Raw genomic sequence first — 14,012 nt, 5'->3', positions numbered from 1 at the left:
AGCGTTCACTCATCAGTTTCGATGGCGCGCGCCGCGGCCGAGGCCCGGGGACTCGATCCGCCGTGGGGCGTGTCCCGCCTGCGAACGGCCACTGTCCGGGTCGCCTCCGCAGTGTCGTCGACGACGAGCGCCTCCCCCGGGGCGGTCGGCATCGAGTCGACGAGGTCGGCGTCGACGTACGACGGGTCGGCAGCCGCGAGCGCGCGGACGTCGGAGCCGGCGGTGAGTCGGTGGACGATCCGGAGGTCCGACTGGGAGACGGCGACCTCGGGGAGCGCGCTCGGGCGCTGCGTCGCGGCGACGAGCGAGACGCCGGGCGCGCGGCCCCGGGTGAGGATCGTCCGGAGCGGCACGCTCGCGACGCCCTCGAAGAAGACGTGCGCCTCGTCGACGAAGAGCCACGGTAGTCGGTCGACGGCCGGTGAGCCGCCCTCCTCGGCGGATGCTCGGCCGACGCGGGCGTCGTACAGCGCGGCCGCGACCCCCGCGGCGACGGCATTCGACGGGGCGTCGTCGAGCCGCGAGCAGTCGAGGACGGTCGCCGCGCCGTCGGCGAGGGCGCTGGCGTCGAGACCCGCCGGGTCGAAGATCCTCCAGGAAGCGGCGCGTCGAAGGCGGTTGGCCGCCGCTCGCCGGACCTCGTCGCCGGCGTCGGAATCGGCGACGATATCGCGCATCCCGTCGAGCGTCGCCGCCGCCCCCGCCGCGTGCCAGACGAGCGCGCCGGCGGAACCGTCGGGATCGGCACCGACGAGCGCGGGCCACCGTGCCGGCGGGACGGCGTCGGCACGGATCGTCGGGTCGTCGATCACGCGCGCCGGAACGGGATCGCCCGTGGCGTCCCCGAGGAGTCCGCGAAAGACGCCCATCGGATCGATCACGACGGGCGCGACGCCGGGCGTCCGCGCGGCCTCCTCGATCAGGACGCCGAGCGTGTACGATTTCCCGTAGCCGCGCTTGCCGACCACGAGCGCGGCGTGCGGGCGGTCGAGATCGATCCCAACGGGGGCGCCGCGGCTCCCGTCTCGGGCGCGGTGGTGGCCGAACGTGCCGGCGAAGGCCCCCCGAGCGTCGGGGACGGCCGTGACGGGTGCAGTACTCGTCTCGCCGGCGGTCGTCCCGTCGGCGTTCGTCTCGTCGGCGGATCGGCCGAGGACTTCGGTGTGCATCGGCGGGAGTGGACCCGCCTTCCGACTTGAACCCTCGGCCGAGCGTTTATATACGGAGACGGGACCACGGGCGGTATGTTCGACGAACTCGAACGGTTCGCCGGCGACGACCGCGCGATAGAAGGACTGCCGATCAGACTCGTGATCGCCCTCGTGGTGGGCGTCGCCACGATGAGCGTGATGCTGAACATGCTCTCGGGGGTACAGGGGCTCGCCGTCTCGGAACTCGACGTCCGCCCGACGCCCGACGTGGTCGAGCCCGGCGAGCGGGAACTCGAACTCGTTGTCGTCGACGACGACGGCGACGGCGTCGAGGGGGCGACGGTGATCGTCAAGGACGGCAGCGCCGAGATGGAGGGCGTCGTGACGGCGAAGTCGGACGCCAACGGGGTCGCGAGCGTCACCGTCGACGTCGACACGCGAGCGAACCAGGAGACCGGGACCCTCGTCGTCGACGTGAAGCCGCCGTCCGGGAGCCAGTACGTCGACCGCCGGGCGAACACGGATATCCTGGTCGTCGAGGCGTGAGCGGGCCGTTGACGTTCGCGCTCGCGAACGACCCGCACTCACCGCTCGGGGTGGACCGGCGCGTCGAAGCCGCCCCGAACCAGCGGTTTCGCGACGTGTCGGCGGGCGCAGGGCGGCACTTCGTACCAGCCGACGTCGAGGTCGCGGTCGAGGTCGACGGTCGCGGGATCCGACCGCGACGTCCCGCAGTCGCGACAGCGGTAGCCCTGCTCGCGACCGGCGCTCGCCATCGAGCGGCCGCACGCCGGGCAGGTGGGATTCGCCTCCTCGGTCCGCCGCAGCGACCGGACGGCGAACTTCTCCAGTTTGAGCGTGCCGCCTCCCACCTCGCCGCAGACGGTGAGTTCGTCGCCTGCGCGGAGCGACCGGACGCGGTCGCGGAAGCGCTTCGTCGGCTCGAAGGCGACGCAGTCGATGCGAGCGTCGCCCCCGTCCGAGTCGGCGAGTTCGAAGAAGACGTGGCCGCCGCGGCGCGTCTCGGGGTCGCTCGCGACGGTGCCGTCGACGCGGTAGGCGCGGCCGTCGCGGAGGTCACCCAGCGCGCCCTCGCGCAGGTGAACGTCCGTCCCCTGGTTCGTCAGGAAGGTCGCCGCCCGCTCGACGGGCTCGCTCTCGATTCGACCGGCCAGGGCCGAGACGACGCCGGCGTCGTCGCCGCGGATGCCGTAGAGGATCGGCCCGGGCGCGTTCGGGACGCAGACGGCCTGTCTCTCGACGCGGTCGACGGTGTCCCAGGCGACGGGATAGGCCCGTTCTGCGGCCTCGAAGACGGATCCCTCGTCGACGTCTCGGGGCGTCCCGCAGCGGTCGAACGCCCGGTAGGCGATGTGCTCGTAGGTCCACTCGTCGAGGGCGGTCCACGCGCCGACGGCGGCGAGCGCCCCGATCCGGCCGCGGCCGCCGGCCCACCCGCGGTGGCGATAGCCCGCGTCCTCGAGGAGTTCGAGCGCCTCGGCCGGTTCGAGGAGGTCGCGGATCGCCCGTCCGGTGAAGTCGGCGATCGCGTCGGGAACGTCCGCGGGTTCGTCGTCGGCGACGACGACGCCGGGGCTCGTCCGGGGGTCCTCGACCTCTGCGAGGGGTTCCAGTTCGGCGACGGCGAGTTCGAGCGCCCGCGCCGGGTCGAGGTCGGTGTGGACCGCGAGCGCGGCGTTGCCGCGGGTCTTGTGTTCGACCGCGGGGTTGAGCCGGATCAGGAGCCGTCGGTCGACCGTTCCACCTTCCACCTCGACGGCCTCGGCCAGCCGCGTCGCGAGATACGTCGTACACATCCCCCGCTCGCGGGAGTCGGTGTCGTCGAGGCCGATGATCGTCATCGGCGGGTCGTAGTCGACGCGTCGGCTAACGGCTTTCGGGACGGTCGCGAGAATCGCCCGACTGAGCGGTGTCGCCGGCGAACGGACGGCACAACGTATATATGCGCTGAATCGCTTATATACCCCTATGTCACGGTCCGCGCTAGTCGGAAACGTCACGGCGATGCTGGAGGACGCCGGGTTCCTCGTCAGCGAGCGCTGTGCGATCCGACCGAAGAGCTTCGACGTCGCCGCGAGGCGGGGCGAGGACCTGGTGCTTTTGAAGATACTCGGCAACATCGACGCGTTCGACGGGACGACCGGCGAGGAGATGCGACGGTTGGGCACCTACCTCGACGCGACGCCGATGGTCGTCGGGCTGCGGACGCGCGACGAGGACCTGAAGCCGGGCGTCGTGTACTTCCGACACGGCGTGCCGGTGTTCAACCCCGACACCGCATTGGACCTGTTCGTCGAGGGCGTCCCGCCGCTCATCTACGCCGCGCCGGGCGGCCTCTACGTCAACATCGACGGCGACCTCTTAGCGGACGAGCGCCGCGAGCGCGGGTGGAGTCTCGGTCAGTTGGCGACGGAGCTCGGCGTCTCGCGACGGACCGTCTCGAAGTACGAGGACGGGATGAACGCGAGCATCGACGTGGCGATCCAGCTCGAAGAGATGTTCGATCAGCCGTTCTCGAGCCCCGTCGAAGTGATGGACGGGGCCGAGGACGTCCGCGACGCCGAGCCGACGCCCGACGACCCCGACCCCGAATCCGACGACGAACACGTCGTCCACGTCCTGACGCGGGCGGGATTCACCGTCCACCCGACCGCCCGCGCGCCGTTCAAGGCGGTCAGCGAGGACGACGAGCGCCGGCGGGACTTTATGCCGATGCTCACCGGTCACTCCGCGTTCACCCGTAGCGCCGAAAAACGCGCGCGGATCATGTCCTCGCTCGGGGAGGTCACCCAGACCCGTTCGGTCTACTTCACCGAGGACCAATCCAAACGCGAGGCCGTCGAGGGGACCGCGCTGGTCAGCTGCGAGGAACTGGCCGGCATCGACGACCCCGACGAGATCCGCGACCTCATCCGCGACCGGTCGCAGGAACCGTCCGAGGCGTAGGGGAGTCGAACCGAGGCGGTCGCTGTTCGACCGGCCGATCGAAACACGCGTATCGCAGAAACCGCCGTCGACACCGTCTCTCGAAGTGCCGCGTCCCGGTCGGGAGTTTCAGTTCGCCGCGTCGCCGTACGTCTGTTCGAGGTACTCGACGATGTCGTCGCTCTCGGACATCCCCTCGACGCCGTTGGCCTCGTCGACGAGCACGGGGACGCCGGTCTGGCCGCTGACCGCTTCTACCTCGGTCCGCTCGCTGTGCGCGGAGGGGACCATCACCGACTCGTACTCCAGGCCGAGTTCGTTCAGCTTGTCGGTGACTTTCGCGCAGTATGGACAGCCGTCGAGTTCGTACAGGACGAGATCTGACATCACCTCCGAGTAGCGGGTGAGCCCTAAAGAGTCACGTGGTCGAGTGCGCGGAAAACGCACGATGGGTCGGGGCGGGGTGTGATCGAGACCGGCGGCGAATCACCGATCGGTGTGGCGGGGAGCGACGGCGTATCACCGTTCGACGAGTCGCCGTACCTCCGCGAGGAATCGGCGAGCGCCCGCGACGACCTTCCGTCGCCCCGCGATCAACTCGCCGCTCACCCACACGGCGCCGACGAGGACGGCGGAGATCGCCCAGACGAAGTCCCAGCCGGACATCCAGACGGGGCGGAGCCACGGCGTCACGTGCGCCCAGCGGGTGGCGAACTCGTTCATCGGCCCCTCGATCGGCGTGCCGGCGAAGGTGGCTCGGATCCGGCCGTCGAAACCGACGCTGTCGTTGCCGCCGGCGGTGAGGTTCGCGCTCCCGGTGATCGGGTAGGTCCCGGAGGTGTTCATGTCCCGAATCGTCGGTCCGGACGACTCGGGCCCGGTGCCCATCCGTTCGGCGTCGTAGGGGCCCCAGGTCGCGTAGTACTCCCAGACGACCTCGCCGGTGGGCGTGATCTCCATCACGCGGTGGTTGAGCGTGTCGGTGACGAGCGTGTTGCCGTTGGGGAGCCGGTCGGCGTCGCGCGGCCACGTGAGCGTGTTGGAGCCGACCTCCCAGGTCCGGACCCACTCGCCGTCCTCCTTCGCGTACTCGACGACGCGGTTGTTCTCGCTGTCGGCGACGAGGATCGTCGGGTTCCCCTCCTCGCTCACCAGCCAGTCGGGGTTGTGCTGCTCGCGCATCACCGAGTAGTTGCCGTCGCTGCCGAGACGCTCGACGATCTCTTTGGTCTCTATGTCGACGACGATCGCCTGATCGAAGTTGCGCGGCGAGAGCAGCAGGTGATCCTCGCCGACCGGATCGACGTCGTTGACGTGCGTCCAGTCGCTGCTGTAGCCGCCGTCGGTGCTCTCGGGGTAGTGGTTCCGGAAGTACCACTCCCAGGTGAACTCCTCGGAGGAGCGGTTGTAGACGACGATCCGGTCGTCGCTTCGGCCCGCGGATTCGTTCCAGTTCCGCATGTTCGCGATGGCGATGCGGTCGTCGCCGAGATACGCGACGTCGTGGGTGTCGGTCATCTCGAAGCGCTCCTGCCAGACGCGCTCGCGGGTGTCGGGGTCCAACTCGAAGAGGACCGTGTCGCCGGCGCGCGGCGAGGAGACGAGGAGGTTCCCGTTCGGCAGCGGGTCGACGTCGAAGAACCAGGCGTTGCCGCCGACGTTGTCGTCGTGGGTCCACTCGAGGTTCCCCCGTTCGTCGACGGAGACCAATCGCGCGGGCTTCTTCGCGTTCGTGTTGCCCCGGAAGGTGAACCCCTGCACGCTGATGACGGTCGAGTTGTTCGCGGGACTCGTGATGTTGCCGCGCTCTAGGTCCGGCTCCTCGGCGGGGTCGTACGTCAGCGCCGAGACGGCCGACGGCGCGAGGAGGGAGACGACCACGAGGAGAGCGACGAGTCGAGCGGCGTTCGCTCGGGATGTCGAGGGGAGGTTCACACACGTCGGTGCGGCGGTGGCGGATGAATCTCTTGCGGTCCACGGTGGCTTGCGGGACTCCGACCGGACGGGCGCTCCCGACCCGCCGGGCGCTCGCCCGCTACACCTGCGCGGCGAGGACGCCGCCCGTCCGGACGACGAAGTAGACGACGAACGCCGCGGCGAGCACCCAGTGACCGACGCGGACGTCCTCGCGCTCTCCCGCGGCGAGTTTGATCACCGGGTAGGAGGCGATGCCCGCGGCGATGCCGTACGCGATCGAGTAGGTGAACGGCATCACGAGGATCGTCAGGCCGGCGGGGATCACGTGGGTGAGATCGTCCCACTGGATGTCGACGACGTTGCGGAGCATCACGACGCCGATGACGACCAGAGCGATGTGGGAAGCGTACAGCGGGATCGCCGCCGCCAGCGGAACGACGACCAAGGAGGCGACGAAGAGCGCGGCGACGGTGAGCGCCGTCAGTCCCGTCCGGCCGCCCTCCTCGACGCCGGTCGCCGATTCGATGTACGTCGTCACCGTCGAGGTGCCGAGCATCCCGCCGACGGTGGTTCCGATCGCGTCCGCCATCAGCGGTCTGTCGATGTCGGGGAGGTCGCCGTTCTCGTCGAGGAAGTCACCCGCCTGACCGACGCCGACGAGCGTCCCGGCGGTGTCGAAGAAGTCGACGAAGAAGAACGTGAAGACGATGAGCGAGAAAGTGAACGCCTCGACGTTACCGAACCCGGAGACGAACGCCCCCGCGAGCGGCGTGATGTCGTAGGTCGTCGACGTCGCGCCGGCGACGAGCCCCGCGTCGGGGGCGACCGGCCCGAACGCGGTGACGAGCCAGCCGATCACCGAGGTCACCGCGATGCCGAGGACGATCGATCCGGGGACGTCCCGGGCGTACAGCGCCAGCGTGAAGAACAGTCCGAGGATCGAGACGATCGCCACCGGGTTCGAGGCGACGCCGCCGAGCGCCACGAGCGTCGCGGGGTCGTCGACGACGATTCCCATCGCCTGGAGGCCGATGATCGCGAGGAACAGCCCGATACCGGTCCCGACGGCGAACTTCACGGGTTCGGGAAAGAGGTTGATCACGTACTCGCGGGCGCCGATGGCCGTGAGAACGATGAACAGGAGCCCCTCGACGACGACGGCCGCGAGCGCCGTCTGCCAGGGCACCCCGAGCGCGCCGACGACGGTGATCGCGAAGAAGGCGTTCAGCCCCAGTCCCGGCGCCTGCGCGAACGGCCGGTTGGCGTAGACGGCCATCACGAACGTCGCCGTCGCCGCCGCGATGATCGTGACGACGGCGAGCATCGACTGGATCTCGCCCTGGGAGATCCCCTCGATCGAGATGGCACCGGCCAGGATCGCGGGGTTGACGACGACGATGTACGACATCGTGAGGAACGTGGTCAGTCCGGCGAGGAGTTCGGTTCGGACGGACGATCCGTGTTCTTGCACACCGAAGTAGTCTGAGACGGATTCAACGAGTCCCATAATGCACGTGTGAGCATAACTAGGAACCACTCGATAAGCGTTTTCATCGAACGACCCCGAGGCCGCGGTCGAAACGAACGGCCGGTCCCGATCGGACGGGCGGCCGGCCGTGTCGAAACGGGGCGGGAAACTACGGACGCCTCACCCGTCGTCGAACGTCGTGAGCGCGCCGACGGGCGCGTCGGTGAGTTCTCGGGCGCGGTCGATCCCCTCCTCGCCGACCGCAATGAGCGTGAAGACGCCGGTGACGTCGGCGTCGGCCTGCGTCGCGATGTCGAGTAAGAGTTCCTGGGTCTCGCCCGAGCGGATGAGGTCGTCGACGATCAGGACGTTCTCGCCGCCCGAGAGCGCCCGTTCGGGGAGGTAGTACGTCAGTTCGATCCCGGAGGCGAGACGCTGTCGGGACTCGATGAACTCCTCGACGGCCGTCTCCTTCGACTTCTTCGCGTACGCGACGCGGGCGTCGAAGTAACTCGCCATCGCCGCGCCCAGGGTTATCCCGTCGGTCGCGGCCGTCAGAACGACGTCCGGGCGCTCGAAGTCGAGCGCGTTGGCGGCGACGGGGGCGACGAGGTCGAGAAAGGACTGGTCGAAGACGACCCCGGAGTTGTCGACGTAGCCGCCGTCGTCAAACTCGACGCGGGCGCGCAGTTCCGTCGCCAGGGCGTCGCGGCCGACGCCGTCGACGACGTCACGCGCTCGCTCCGCACCGGGAAGGACGTGGCCGTTGACGTAGCGGTTGAGGTCGCCGGCCGGCAGGCCCGTGAGATCGGCGAGTTCGTCGTACGTCCGGGTCTCCTTGAGCATCCGCAGAACCGCAACCGACTGTAACTGGAGGGCCGCTTTCTCCGCTCTGTTCATACACTGATCTGCGAGGTTTCGCAAGTATGAATATATCGATACGAATTCTCTCGAAAAAGACCACAAACGTGGATGACTCCGGGCGGCTGGCGGCGGCGCTCCGAGACGAACGGGCTGTGAGCGGGAGGCGGAGATGGCGGGGCGGTCAGGAGGCGTCTTCGAGGAGGTCCTCGGCGGTCACGAGGGCGTCGAGTTCGATATCGGCCTCCGCGAGTCGCTCGCGTGCGCCCTCCTGCCGGTCGACGACGACCAGCACGCGGTCGACCACCGCGCCGGCGTCGCGGAGCGCCTCGACGGCGTCGAGCGCGCTCTTGCCGGTCGTCGCGATGTCTTCGAGGACGACGACCTCCTCGCCCTCGTCGAGGCGGCCCTCGATTCGGTTGCCCGTGCCGTACTCCTTGGCCTGCTTCCGCGCGATGACGTACGGCGAGTCGGTCTCGACGCTCGTGACGGCGACGAGGGGGACCGCGCCGAGCGCGACGCCCGCGAGCTTCTCGCCGTCCAGTTCCTCGGCGAAGGCTTCGGCGATCAGGCGGAGACAGCCCGGGTCGGTCTCGAAGAGGTACTTGTCGACGTAGTACTCGGAGGTGCCGCCGTGGGAGAGCTCGAACTCCCCGAACTTGACCGCGTCGGCGTCGCGCAGCGCCGCGATGAGTTCGTCGTTCGTCATTGCGTGTGAAAGCGCGGGGGAGTCGCTTAAACGGGACGATTCCGAGCGAGAGTGGAAAAAGAGGTCAGGAGATCAACGGGAGGGAATGAAGTCGAGAGCGTCGTGAGGTGGAGCGTATCACGGAACTATTCAACGAGGTTCTCTTCACGTCTGCGAGGCCGAATTACTCCTCAGAGCGAGGCTGGACAGGGTATTCCACTTGCTGGCGAGTAACGACACACAACCACTCTACGGACGGATTCTGAAAGCACAACTGTAACTCTCAACTCCGAAGTAGAGTAACGTGTGATTTATCGAATGTCGTGTTTTTATGAATTTTGTAGCGTTAATTTGCCTACTTGCTCGCCTTAACCACTACGTTTACTATATTACTATTTTTTGTTTCTGTCCCTACTTTGATTACAACCCTTTGTATATTTGGATAGATTTATTTATTGTAACTACTGTTGTTGCTGGTATGCCAGGTAGTGGCACGTCAGATGGTGGCGAACAACAGGAAGAATCGGGGCGATTCTCTATCACGAGGCGGACGGCTCTCACCGGCGTCGGGGGTGTCGCCATTGGGAGTGGGCTTGGATCGATGCTAGGCAGGTCTCCCGGTGAGACAACGGCGGAAGCAGCGGAAGACGAGCAGCAAACAACGCCGGGTGAGGGGTCTGCGGCTCTCGCTATGGAAGCGGGGATCGATGAGGTGCTGCCCGGGGATAAGTTCGGGAAAGTCAGAATCGGCCAGTACGCACATTCACTGCAGGTCTCCGGAACCAGGCGGCCGGCGTGGCTCGTACAGCCCTTTCACGAAGACGTCTCGACGACGAGCACAAGCTACGAAGAGACCGGCTCGAACATCGGCTACGGTCTGATTCCGTTCCCACCGGGGCAGGTACCCATCCTCCGGACGGTGACCCACATAGAGAACAACTCCGGCTCGACGGCGAGTCTCCGAATTTCGATCGCAAACCGAGAGATGTACGTGAATCCGACGAAGGGGCCAGTCCCACTCGAAGAGGACCCGGTCAAACAGACGATTTTGGAGGTTACCGGGAAAGGCAGCACACAGGTGTACGATGAAGCGTACCTCTCGGATCACGAAGATATCGTAATGGGGATGCCAAACGGATCACCGAATCCGGTGAATTCATTCATCATAGAGGTGAAAACGGACGATCCGAACCAAGCAGCGACGATCAAGAACACGACGACTGTTTCGCTCGAACTGGAGGCGCTATAATGGTCAAAATTGGGTGGCTCTCCGACAGTCACGTCGATCCATTTGCGGAGCCCGAACCGAACGGTCCATCCGAACTTCCTGGTGCCGGCGAGCGGTTGACCGAGGATATTACCTCACTCTTCAGGGATTATGATATCCAAGATCTATATTTCAACGGCGACGCCGTCTTCCAGAGTGACGCCTTCTACGACAGCGACTACGAACACTCTCAAACGGAACATTACGACCGGTTCTGGGAACTGGTAGACAACAGCGGATACGGCGATAACGTGATCTGTACGCCGGGGAATCATGACGTCCCCCTGCAGTACTTCGTCGAGTCCGACGACCGGGCCCGACTGCAGTACAAGAAAGAATACGATGACGTAACGGTGTTAATGGTCAACACGGCCGGCTCGGGGTGGGTTAGCGGCTCTCCTGAGAGTGGCTACGGCTGGACCACTGGATATGTCCCGTACAGTGATCTCCAGTGGTTAGATCGGGAACTCGAAAAAGCGGGCGACAACGCCAAAATCGTGTACTTCCACCACCACGCGTGGTTCACGCCGGGAGATCCGAAAGCGTCGGCAGCGACCGATAGTCAGAGTTTGGCAGATCTCTACTGGGTGTGTCGAAACTACAACGCGATCCACGACGTTCTCTCGTCGTACGACAAGGTCGTGTGTCCGCAGGGTCACACTGCACAGATGACCTCTGAAGGTTCATCGAATGTCGATGGAGTCGAGTACCTGTACAAGAAGCACTATTATCACGTCCTCGATGGGGGCGTCACAACGTACGCCTACCTCGATGTCGACTCGACACAGGCGACAGCGACCACTATCGACCACAACACAGGAAAGGAGAACGAGATCCTCAACAAGAAGTTCTGATAGCCATACGACTTACGCAAGGGGACAGTTAGGTTCTAGTACTGAGCATCCGCGAGCGAACGCAGTGAGCGAGCAGTTCACCGCCGACGTCGCGGCCTTCGGCCGCTCGTCGGCGGTCTTTTTCCCTCCAGGTTTTTGCGCGGCGGGGTCCTGCGGACCCCGCCGTGGAAAAAGGTGGATTAGTAGGGTTCGTCTTTCAGCCCCAGAAGATACGCAATTGCGTTGGTCGCGACGTGGAGGACGGGCGTGAGAAGGAGGACGACGACGACGACGGGCAGCGTGAAGGTCTCGATGAACCACCCGAAGTCGAAGAGCGCGGCACAAACGAGCGCGCCGGCGACGAAGTCGAGTTGGTCGACGACGGGGAACGCGGCGCCGCGCTCCCGACCCGTCCGGCGTTTGAGAAAGGACGCGCCGATGTCGCCGAGCATCGCCCCGAGCGCGAGACCGACGGCGGCGGCGAGCGGAAACGTCGGGAGGTCGACGCCGATCGACTGACCGACGGTCGGAGCCACCAGGTTCAGCACCTGAGCGAGGAGAACGCCGACGGCCGTCCCGACGGCCGTGCCGCGCCACGTCTTGCCGTCGCCGAGGAGCCGGCGGCCGCCCATCGTTCGGCCGCCGTCGATGGGTGCGCCGCCGCCGGCGAGGACGGCGGCGTTGTTCGGAACGTACGCGGGGAGCATCGCCCAGAACGCGACGGCGACGAGATCGAGCATAACTGTCGGGTCCGGCGGCGGGGACAAAAGTGTCCCCGATTCGGACGGTCGGGCCGCCGTGGCCCGGTGGGTCCGAACGCGGAGACACCAGTCACTTTAACCCTTCAGCGAGACGTACGCTTCGAGAGATGTCCTCCTGGAGGCGAGACTTCGCAAGCGGACTGATCGTTCTGACGCCGGTCCTCGTCATTCTGCTCGTTCTCAACTACCTGTACTCCAGAATCGTCGACCTGCCCGTCATCCGGCGGTTGGACGAACCGCTCGGCTTCGTCGTCGCCGTCGTCGTCTTCGTGATGCTCGTGCTCTCGATCGGCTACCTGATGCGGACCACGGTCGGCCGGCTGTTCGAGACGTACCTCGACGCGGCGATGAACCGCGTGCCGCTCATCCGCGTGCTCTACAACGCGTCGAAGCTCGCGGTCGAGACCGCGGTCTCCGGCACCGACGACCTCCAGAAGCCGGTGAAGGTCGAACCGTGGCAGGGGATGCGGATGACGGCGTTCAAGACCGGGAAGACGACCGACGACGGGCGGGTCGTCCTGTTCATGCCGACCGCACCGAACATCACGACCGGGTTCGTGATGGAGGTCAAGCCGGAGGACCTGACCGAGACCGACGAGAGCGTCGAGGAGGCGCTGACGCGCGTGCTGTCGGCCGGGTTCGGCGAGGAGGAGCGGACCTCGCCGATCGAGATCGACGCGCGAACCGAAGACTAAACATCCACCTTTTTGCGCCTCGGGTTCGCTTCGCGAACCCATCGCGCAAAAACCTGGAGGGAAAAAGACCCGCTCGCTCGGCCTGCGGCCTCGCTTGCGGTACGAGAGCGTGAGAGCGTAACCAACCTCACTGCGAGAGCGATCTGCTCTCCCATCAACTGAGAGCTTCCCCATCAATCGATCGAGATAAGGTTCTCACTCGGCGTCGACGGCGAGGAATCCTGAAGGGCGATCCAGGACAGTAGGGAGATCCGATTAGCAGCGCGCTCCGATGCGGTGGATCGGTGCTGTGCGGTCGGGGGTCGCAACCGATTCGTACCGCGAGGCGAGCCGGGCGGGACCGAAGGTCCCGCTGGAAGCCGGCGCGTAGCGCCGGCGACGAACGCGAGCCTCGCGGCATTTTTCCCTCCAGGTTTTTGCGCGATGGGTTCCCGCAGCGGCGCGAAGCGCCGCGAGGAAACCCATCGTGGAAAAAGGTGGGTGTCTAGACGTACGTGAACCACTCGTCGTGGGCGTCGTCGCGCCGCTCGACGAGGTCGAAGAACGCCTGCTGGAGTTCCTCGGTCACGGGGCCGCGGGAGCCGTCGCCGATGACGACGTTGTCGACCTTTCGGATGGGGGTGACCTCCGCGGCGGTGCCGGTGAAGAACAGCTCGTCGGCGGTGTTGAGTTCGCCGCGGGAGATGGTCGCCTGGTCGTGGACGGTGTAGCCCCGTTCGCGGGCGAGTTCGATCACGGTGTTCCGCGTGATGCCGTCGAGGATGCCCTCGGCGAGCCCGGGGGTGTAGATCTCGCCGTCGCGGACGAGGAAGATGTTCTCGCCGGGGCCCTCGGCGACGTTGCCCTCCTTGTTGAGGACGATCGCCTCGGTGTAGCCGTTGCGGCGGGCCTCCTCGCCGGCCAAGAGCGAGTTGACGTACAGACCGGTCGTCTTCGCGTTCGTCGGCATCTGACTGGAGGCGTACTTGCGCCACGAGGAGATCATCACGTCGACGCCCCGTTCGAGCGCCTCCTCGCCGAGGTACGCGCCCCACGGCCACGCCGCGATGGCGACGTTGACGGGGTTGTCCTTCGGCCCGACGCCCAGAGAGCCGTAGCCGTAGAAGGCGACCGGGCGGATGTAACAGGACTCCAGTTCCTCGCGGCGGAGCAGTTCGAGCGTCGCCTCGGTGAGTTCCTCCCGGGAGTAGGGCAACTCCATGTCGTACGGCTGCGTCGACTGGTAGAAGCGATCGAGGTGTTCCTCCCAGCGGAAGATCGCCGGGCCGTTCTCGGTGTCGTAACAGCGGACGCCCTCGAAGACGCCAGTGCCGTAGTGGAGGCCGTGCGTGAGAACGTGAACCGTCGCGTCGTCCCAGTCGACGAACGAGCCGTCCTGCCAGATCGTGCCGACGTCCATCTCTTCGAATCCCATATGCCGTGGTT

14 protein-coding genes are annotated in these 14,012 nt (G+C 66.3%); 5 read left to right on the top strand and 9 right to left on the bottom strand.

What is annotated here, in order from left to right; all coding sequences use genetic code 11:
• Positions 1–5: 5 nt before the first annotated feature.
• Positions 6–1,169: an ATP-binding protein gene (locus tag DV707_RS02655; RefSeq protein WP_103990740.1), complete on the bottom strand. Its 1,164-nt coding sequence runs from the start codon at positions 1,167–1,169 to the stop codon at positions 6–8.
• Positions 1,170–1,244: 75 nt separating this feature from the next.
• On the opposite strand from DV707_RS02655, the gene DV707_RS02650 reads away from it, so the two are divergent.
• Positions 1,245–1,697: a DUF7382 domain-containing protein gene (locus tag DV707_RS02650; RefSeq protein ID WP_103990741.1), complete on the top strand. Its 453-nt coding sequence runs from the start codon at positions 1,245–1,247 to the stop codon at positions 1,695–1,697.
• Positions 1,698–1,735: 38 nt separating this feature from the next.
• Here the strand turns inward: DV707_RS02650 and DV707_RS02645 are convergent, their stop codons facing one another.
• Positions 1,736–3,013 carry a tRNA(Ile)(2)-agmatinylcytidine synthase gene (locus DV707_RS02645; RefSeq protein ID WP_103990742.1) on the bottom strand — a complete coding sequence of 426 codons (1,278 nt, stop codon included), beginning with the start codon at positions 3,011–3,013 and terminating at the stop codon, positions 1,736–1,738.
• Between the two features lie 127 nt (positions 3,014–3,140).
• Here DV707_RS02645 and DV707_RS02640 point away from each other — a divergent pair, with 127 nt between their 5' ends.
• Positions 3,141–4,118, top strand: a complete 978-nt coding sequence (locus DV707_RS02640) for a transcriptional regulator (protein ID WP_103990743.1) — start codon at positions 3,141–3,143, stop codon at positions 4,116–4,118.
• 108 nt (positions 4,119–4,226) lie between these two features.
• Here the strand turns inward: DV707_RS02640 and DV707_RS02635 are convergent, their stop codons facing one another.
• From DV707_RS02635 to pyrE, 5 genes are all read right to left on the bottom strand, one after another.
• The gene (locus DV707_RS02635; RefSeq protein WP_103990744.1) at positions 4,227–4,484 is read right to left on the bottom strand and encodes a glutathione S-transferase N-terminal domain-containing protein; all 258 of its coding nucleotides are present in this window, start codon (positions 4,482–4,484) and stop codon (positions 4,227–4,229) included.
• 132 nt (positions 4,485–4,616) lie between these two features.
• The gene (locus DV707_RS02630; RefSeq protein ID WP_103990745.1) at positions 4,617–6,032 is read right to left on the bottom strand and encodes an aryl-sulfate sulfotransferase; all 1,416 of its coding nucleotides are present in this window, start codon (positions 6,030–6,032) and stop codon (positions 4,617–4,619) included.
• A 100-nt stretch (positions 6,033–6,132) separates the two neighbouring features.
• Positions 6,133–7,521, bottom strand: coding sequence for an NCS2 family permease (locus DV707_RS02625; RefSeq protein WP_103990746.1), 1,389 nt, complete (start codon positions 7,519–7,521; stop codon positions 6,133–6,135).
• Between the two features lie 141 nt (positions 7,522–7,662).
• Positions 7,663–8,382, bottom strand: a complete 720-nt coding sequence (locus DV707_RS02620; protein ID WP_103990747.1) for a phosphoribosyltransferase family protein — start codon at positions 8,380–8,382, stop codon at positions 7,663–7,665.
• A 145-nt stretch (positions 8,383–8,527) separates the two neighbouring features.
• The gene (pyrE, locus tag DV707_RS02615; RefSeq protein ID WP_103990748.1) at positions 8,528–9,052 is read right to left on the bottom strand and encodes an orotate phosphoribosyltransferase; all 525 of its coding nucleotides are present in this window, start codon (positions 9,050–9,052) and stop codon (positions 8,528–8,530) included.
• 457 nt (positions 9,053–9,509) lie between these two features.
• On the opposite strand from pyrE, the gene DV707_RS02610 reads away from it, so the two are divergent.
• A complete protein-coding gene (locus DV707_RS02610) occupies positions 9,510–10,280 on the top strand; it encodes a hypothetical protein (protein WP_136361789.1) in 771 nt (256 codons plus the stop codon).
• Positions 10,280–11,152, top strand: coding sequence for a metallophosphoesterase family protein (locus DV707_RS02605; RefSeq protein ID WP_103990750.1), 873 nt, complete (start codon positions 10,280–10,282; stop codon positions 11,150–11,152). Before DV707_RS02610 ends, DV707_RS02605 begins: the two co-directional genes overlap by 1 nt.
• Positions 11,153–11,331: 179 nt before the next feature.
• Here DV707_RS02605 and DV707_RS02600 read toward each other — a convergent pair whose 3' ends face one another.
• Positions 11,332–11,871, bottom strand: a complete 540-nt coding sequence (locus DV707_RS02600; protein ID WP_103990751.1) for a CDP-2,3-bis-(O-geranylgeranyl)-sn-glycerol synthase — start codon at positions 11,869–11,871, stop codon at positions 11,332–11,334.
• Between the two features lie 128 nt (positions 11,872–11,999).
• On the opposite strand from DV707_RS02600, the gene DV707_RS02595 reads away from it, so the two are divergent.
• Entirely contained in the window at positions 12,000–12,587 is a 588-nt protein-coding gene (locus DV707_RS02595; RefSeq protein ID WP_103990752.1) for a DUF502 domain-containing protein, read from the top strand.
• A gap of 484 nt (positions 12,588–13,071) precedes the next feature.
• Here DV707_RS02595 and DV707_RS02590 read toward each other — a convergent pair whose 3' ends face one another.
• A complete protein-coding gene (locus DV707_RS02590; RefSeq protein ID WP_103990753.1) occupies positions 13,072–14,001 on the bottom strand; it encodes a branched-chain amino acid transaminase in 930 nt (309 codons plus the stop codon).
• Between the last annotated feature and the right edge of the window lie 11 nt (positions 14,002–14,012).

This window comes from Halobellus limi (assembly GCF_004799685.1).
Lineage (GTDB): Archaea > Halobacteriota > Halobacteria > Halobacteriales > Haloferacaceae > Haloquadratum > Haloquadratum limi.
This window is presented reverse-complemented; position numbering and strand designations above follow the sequence as displayed.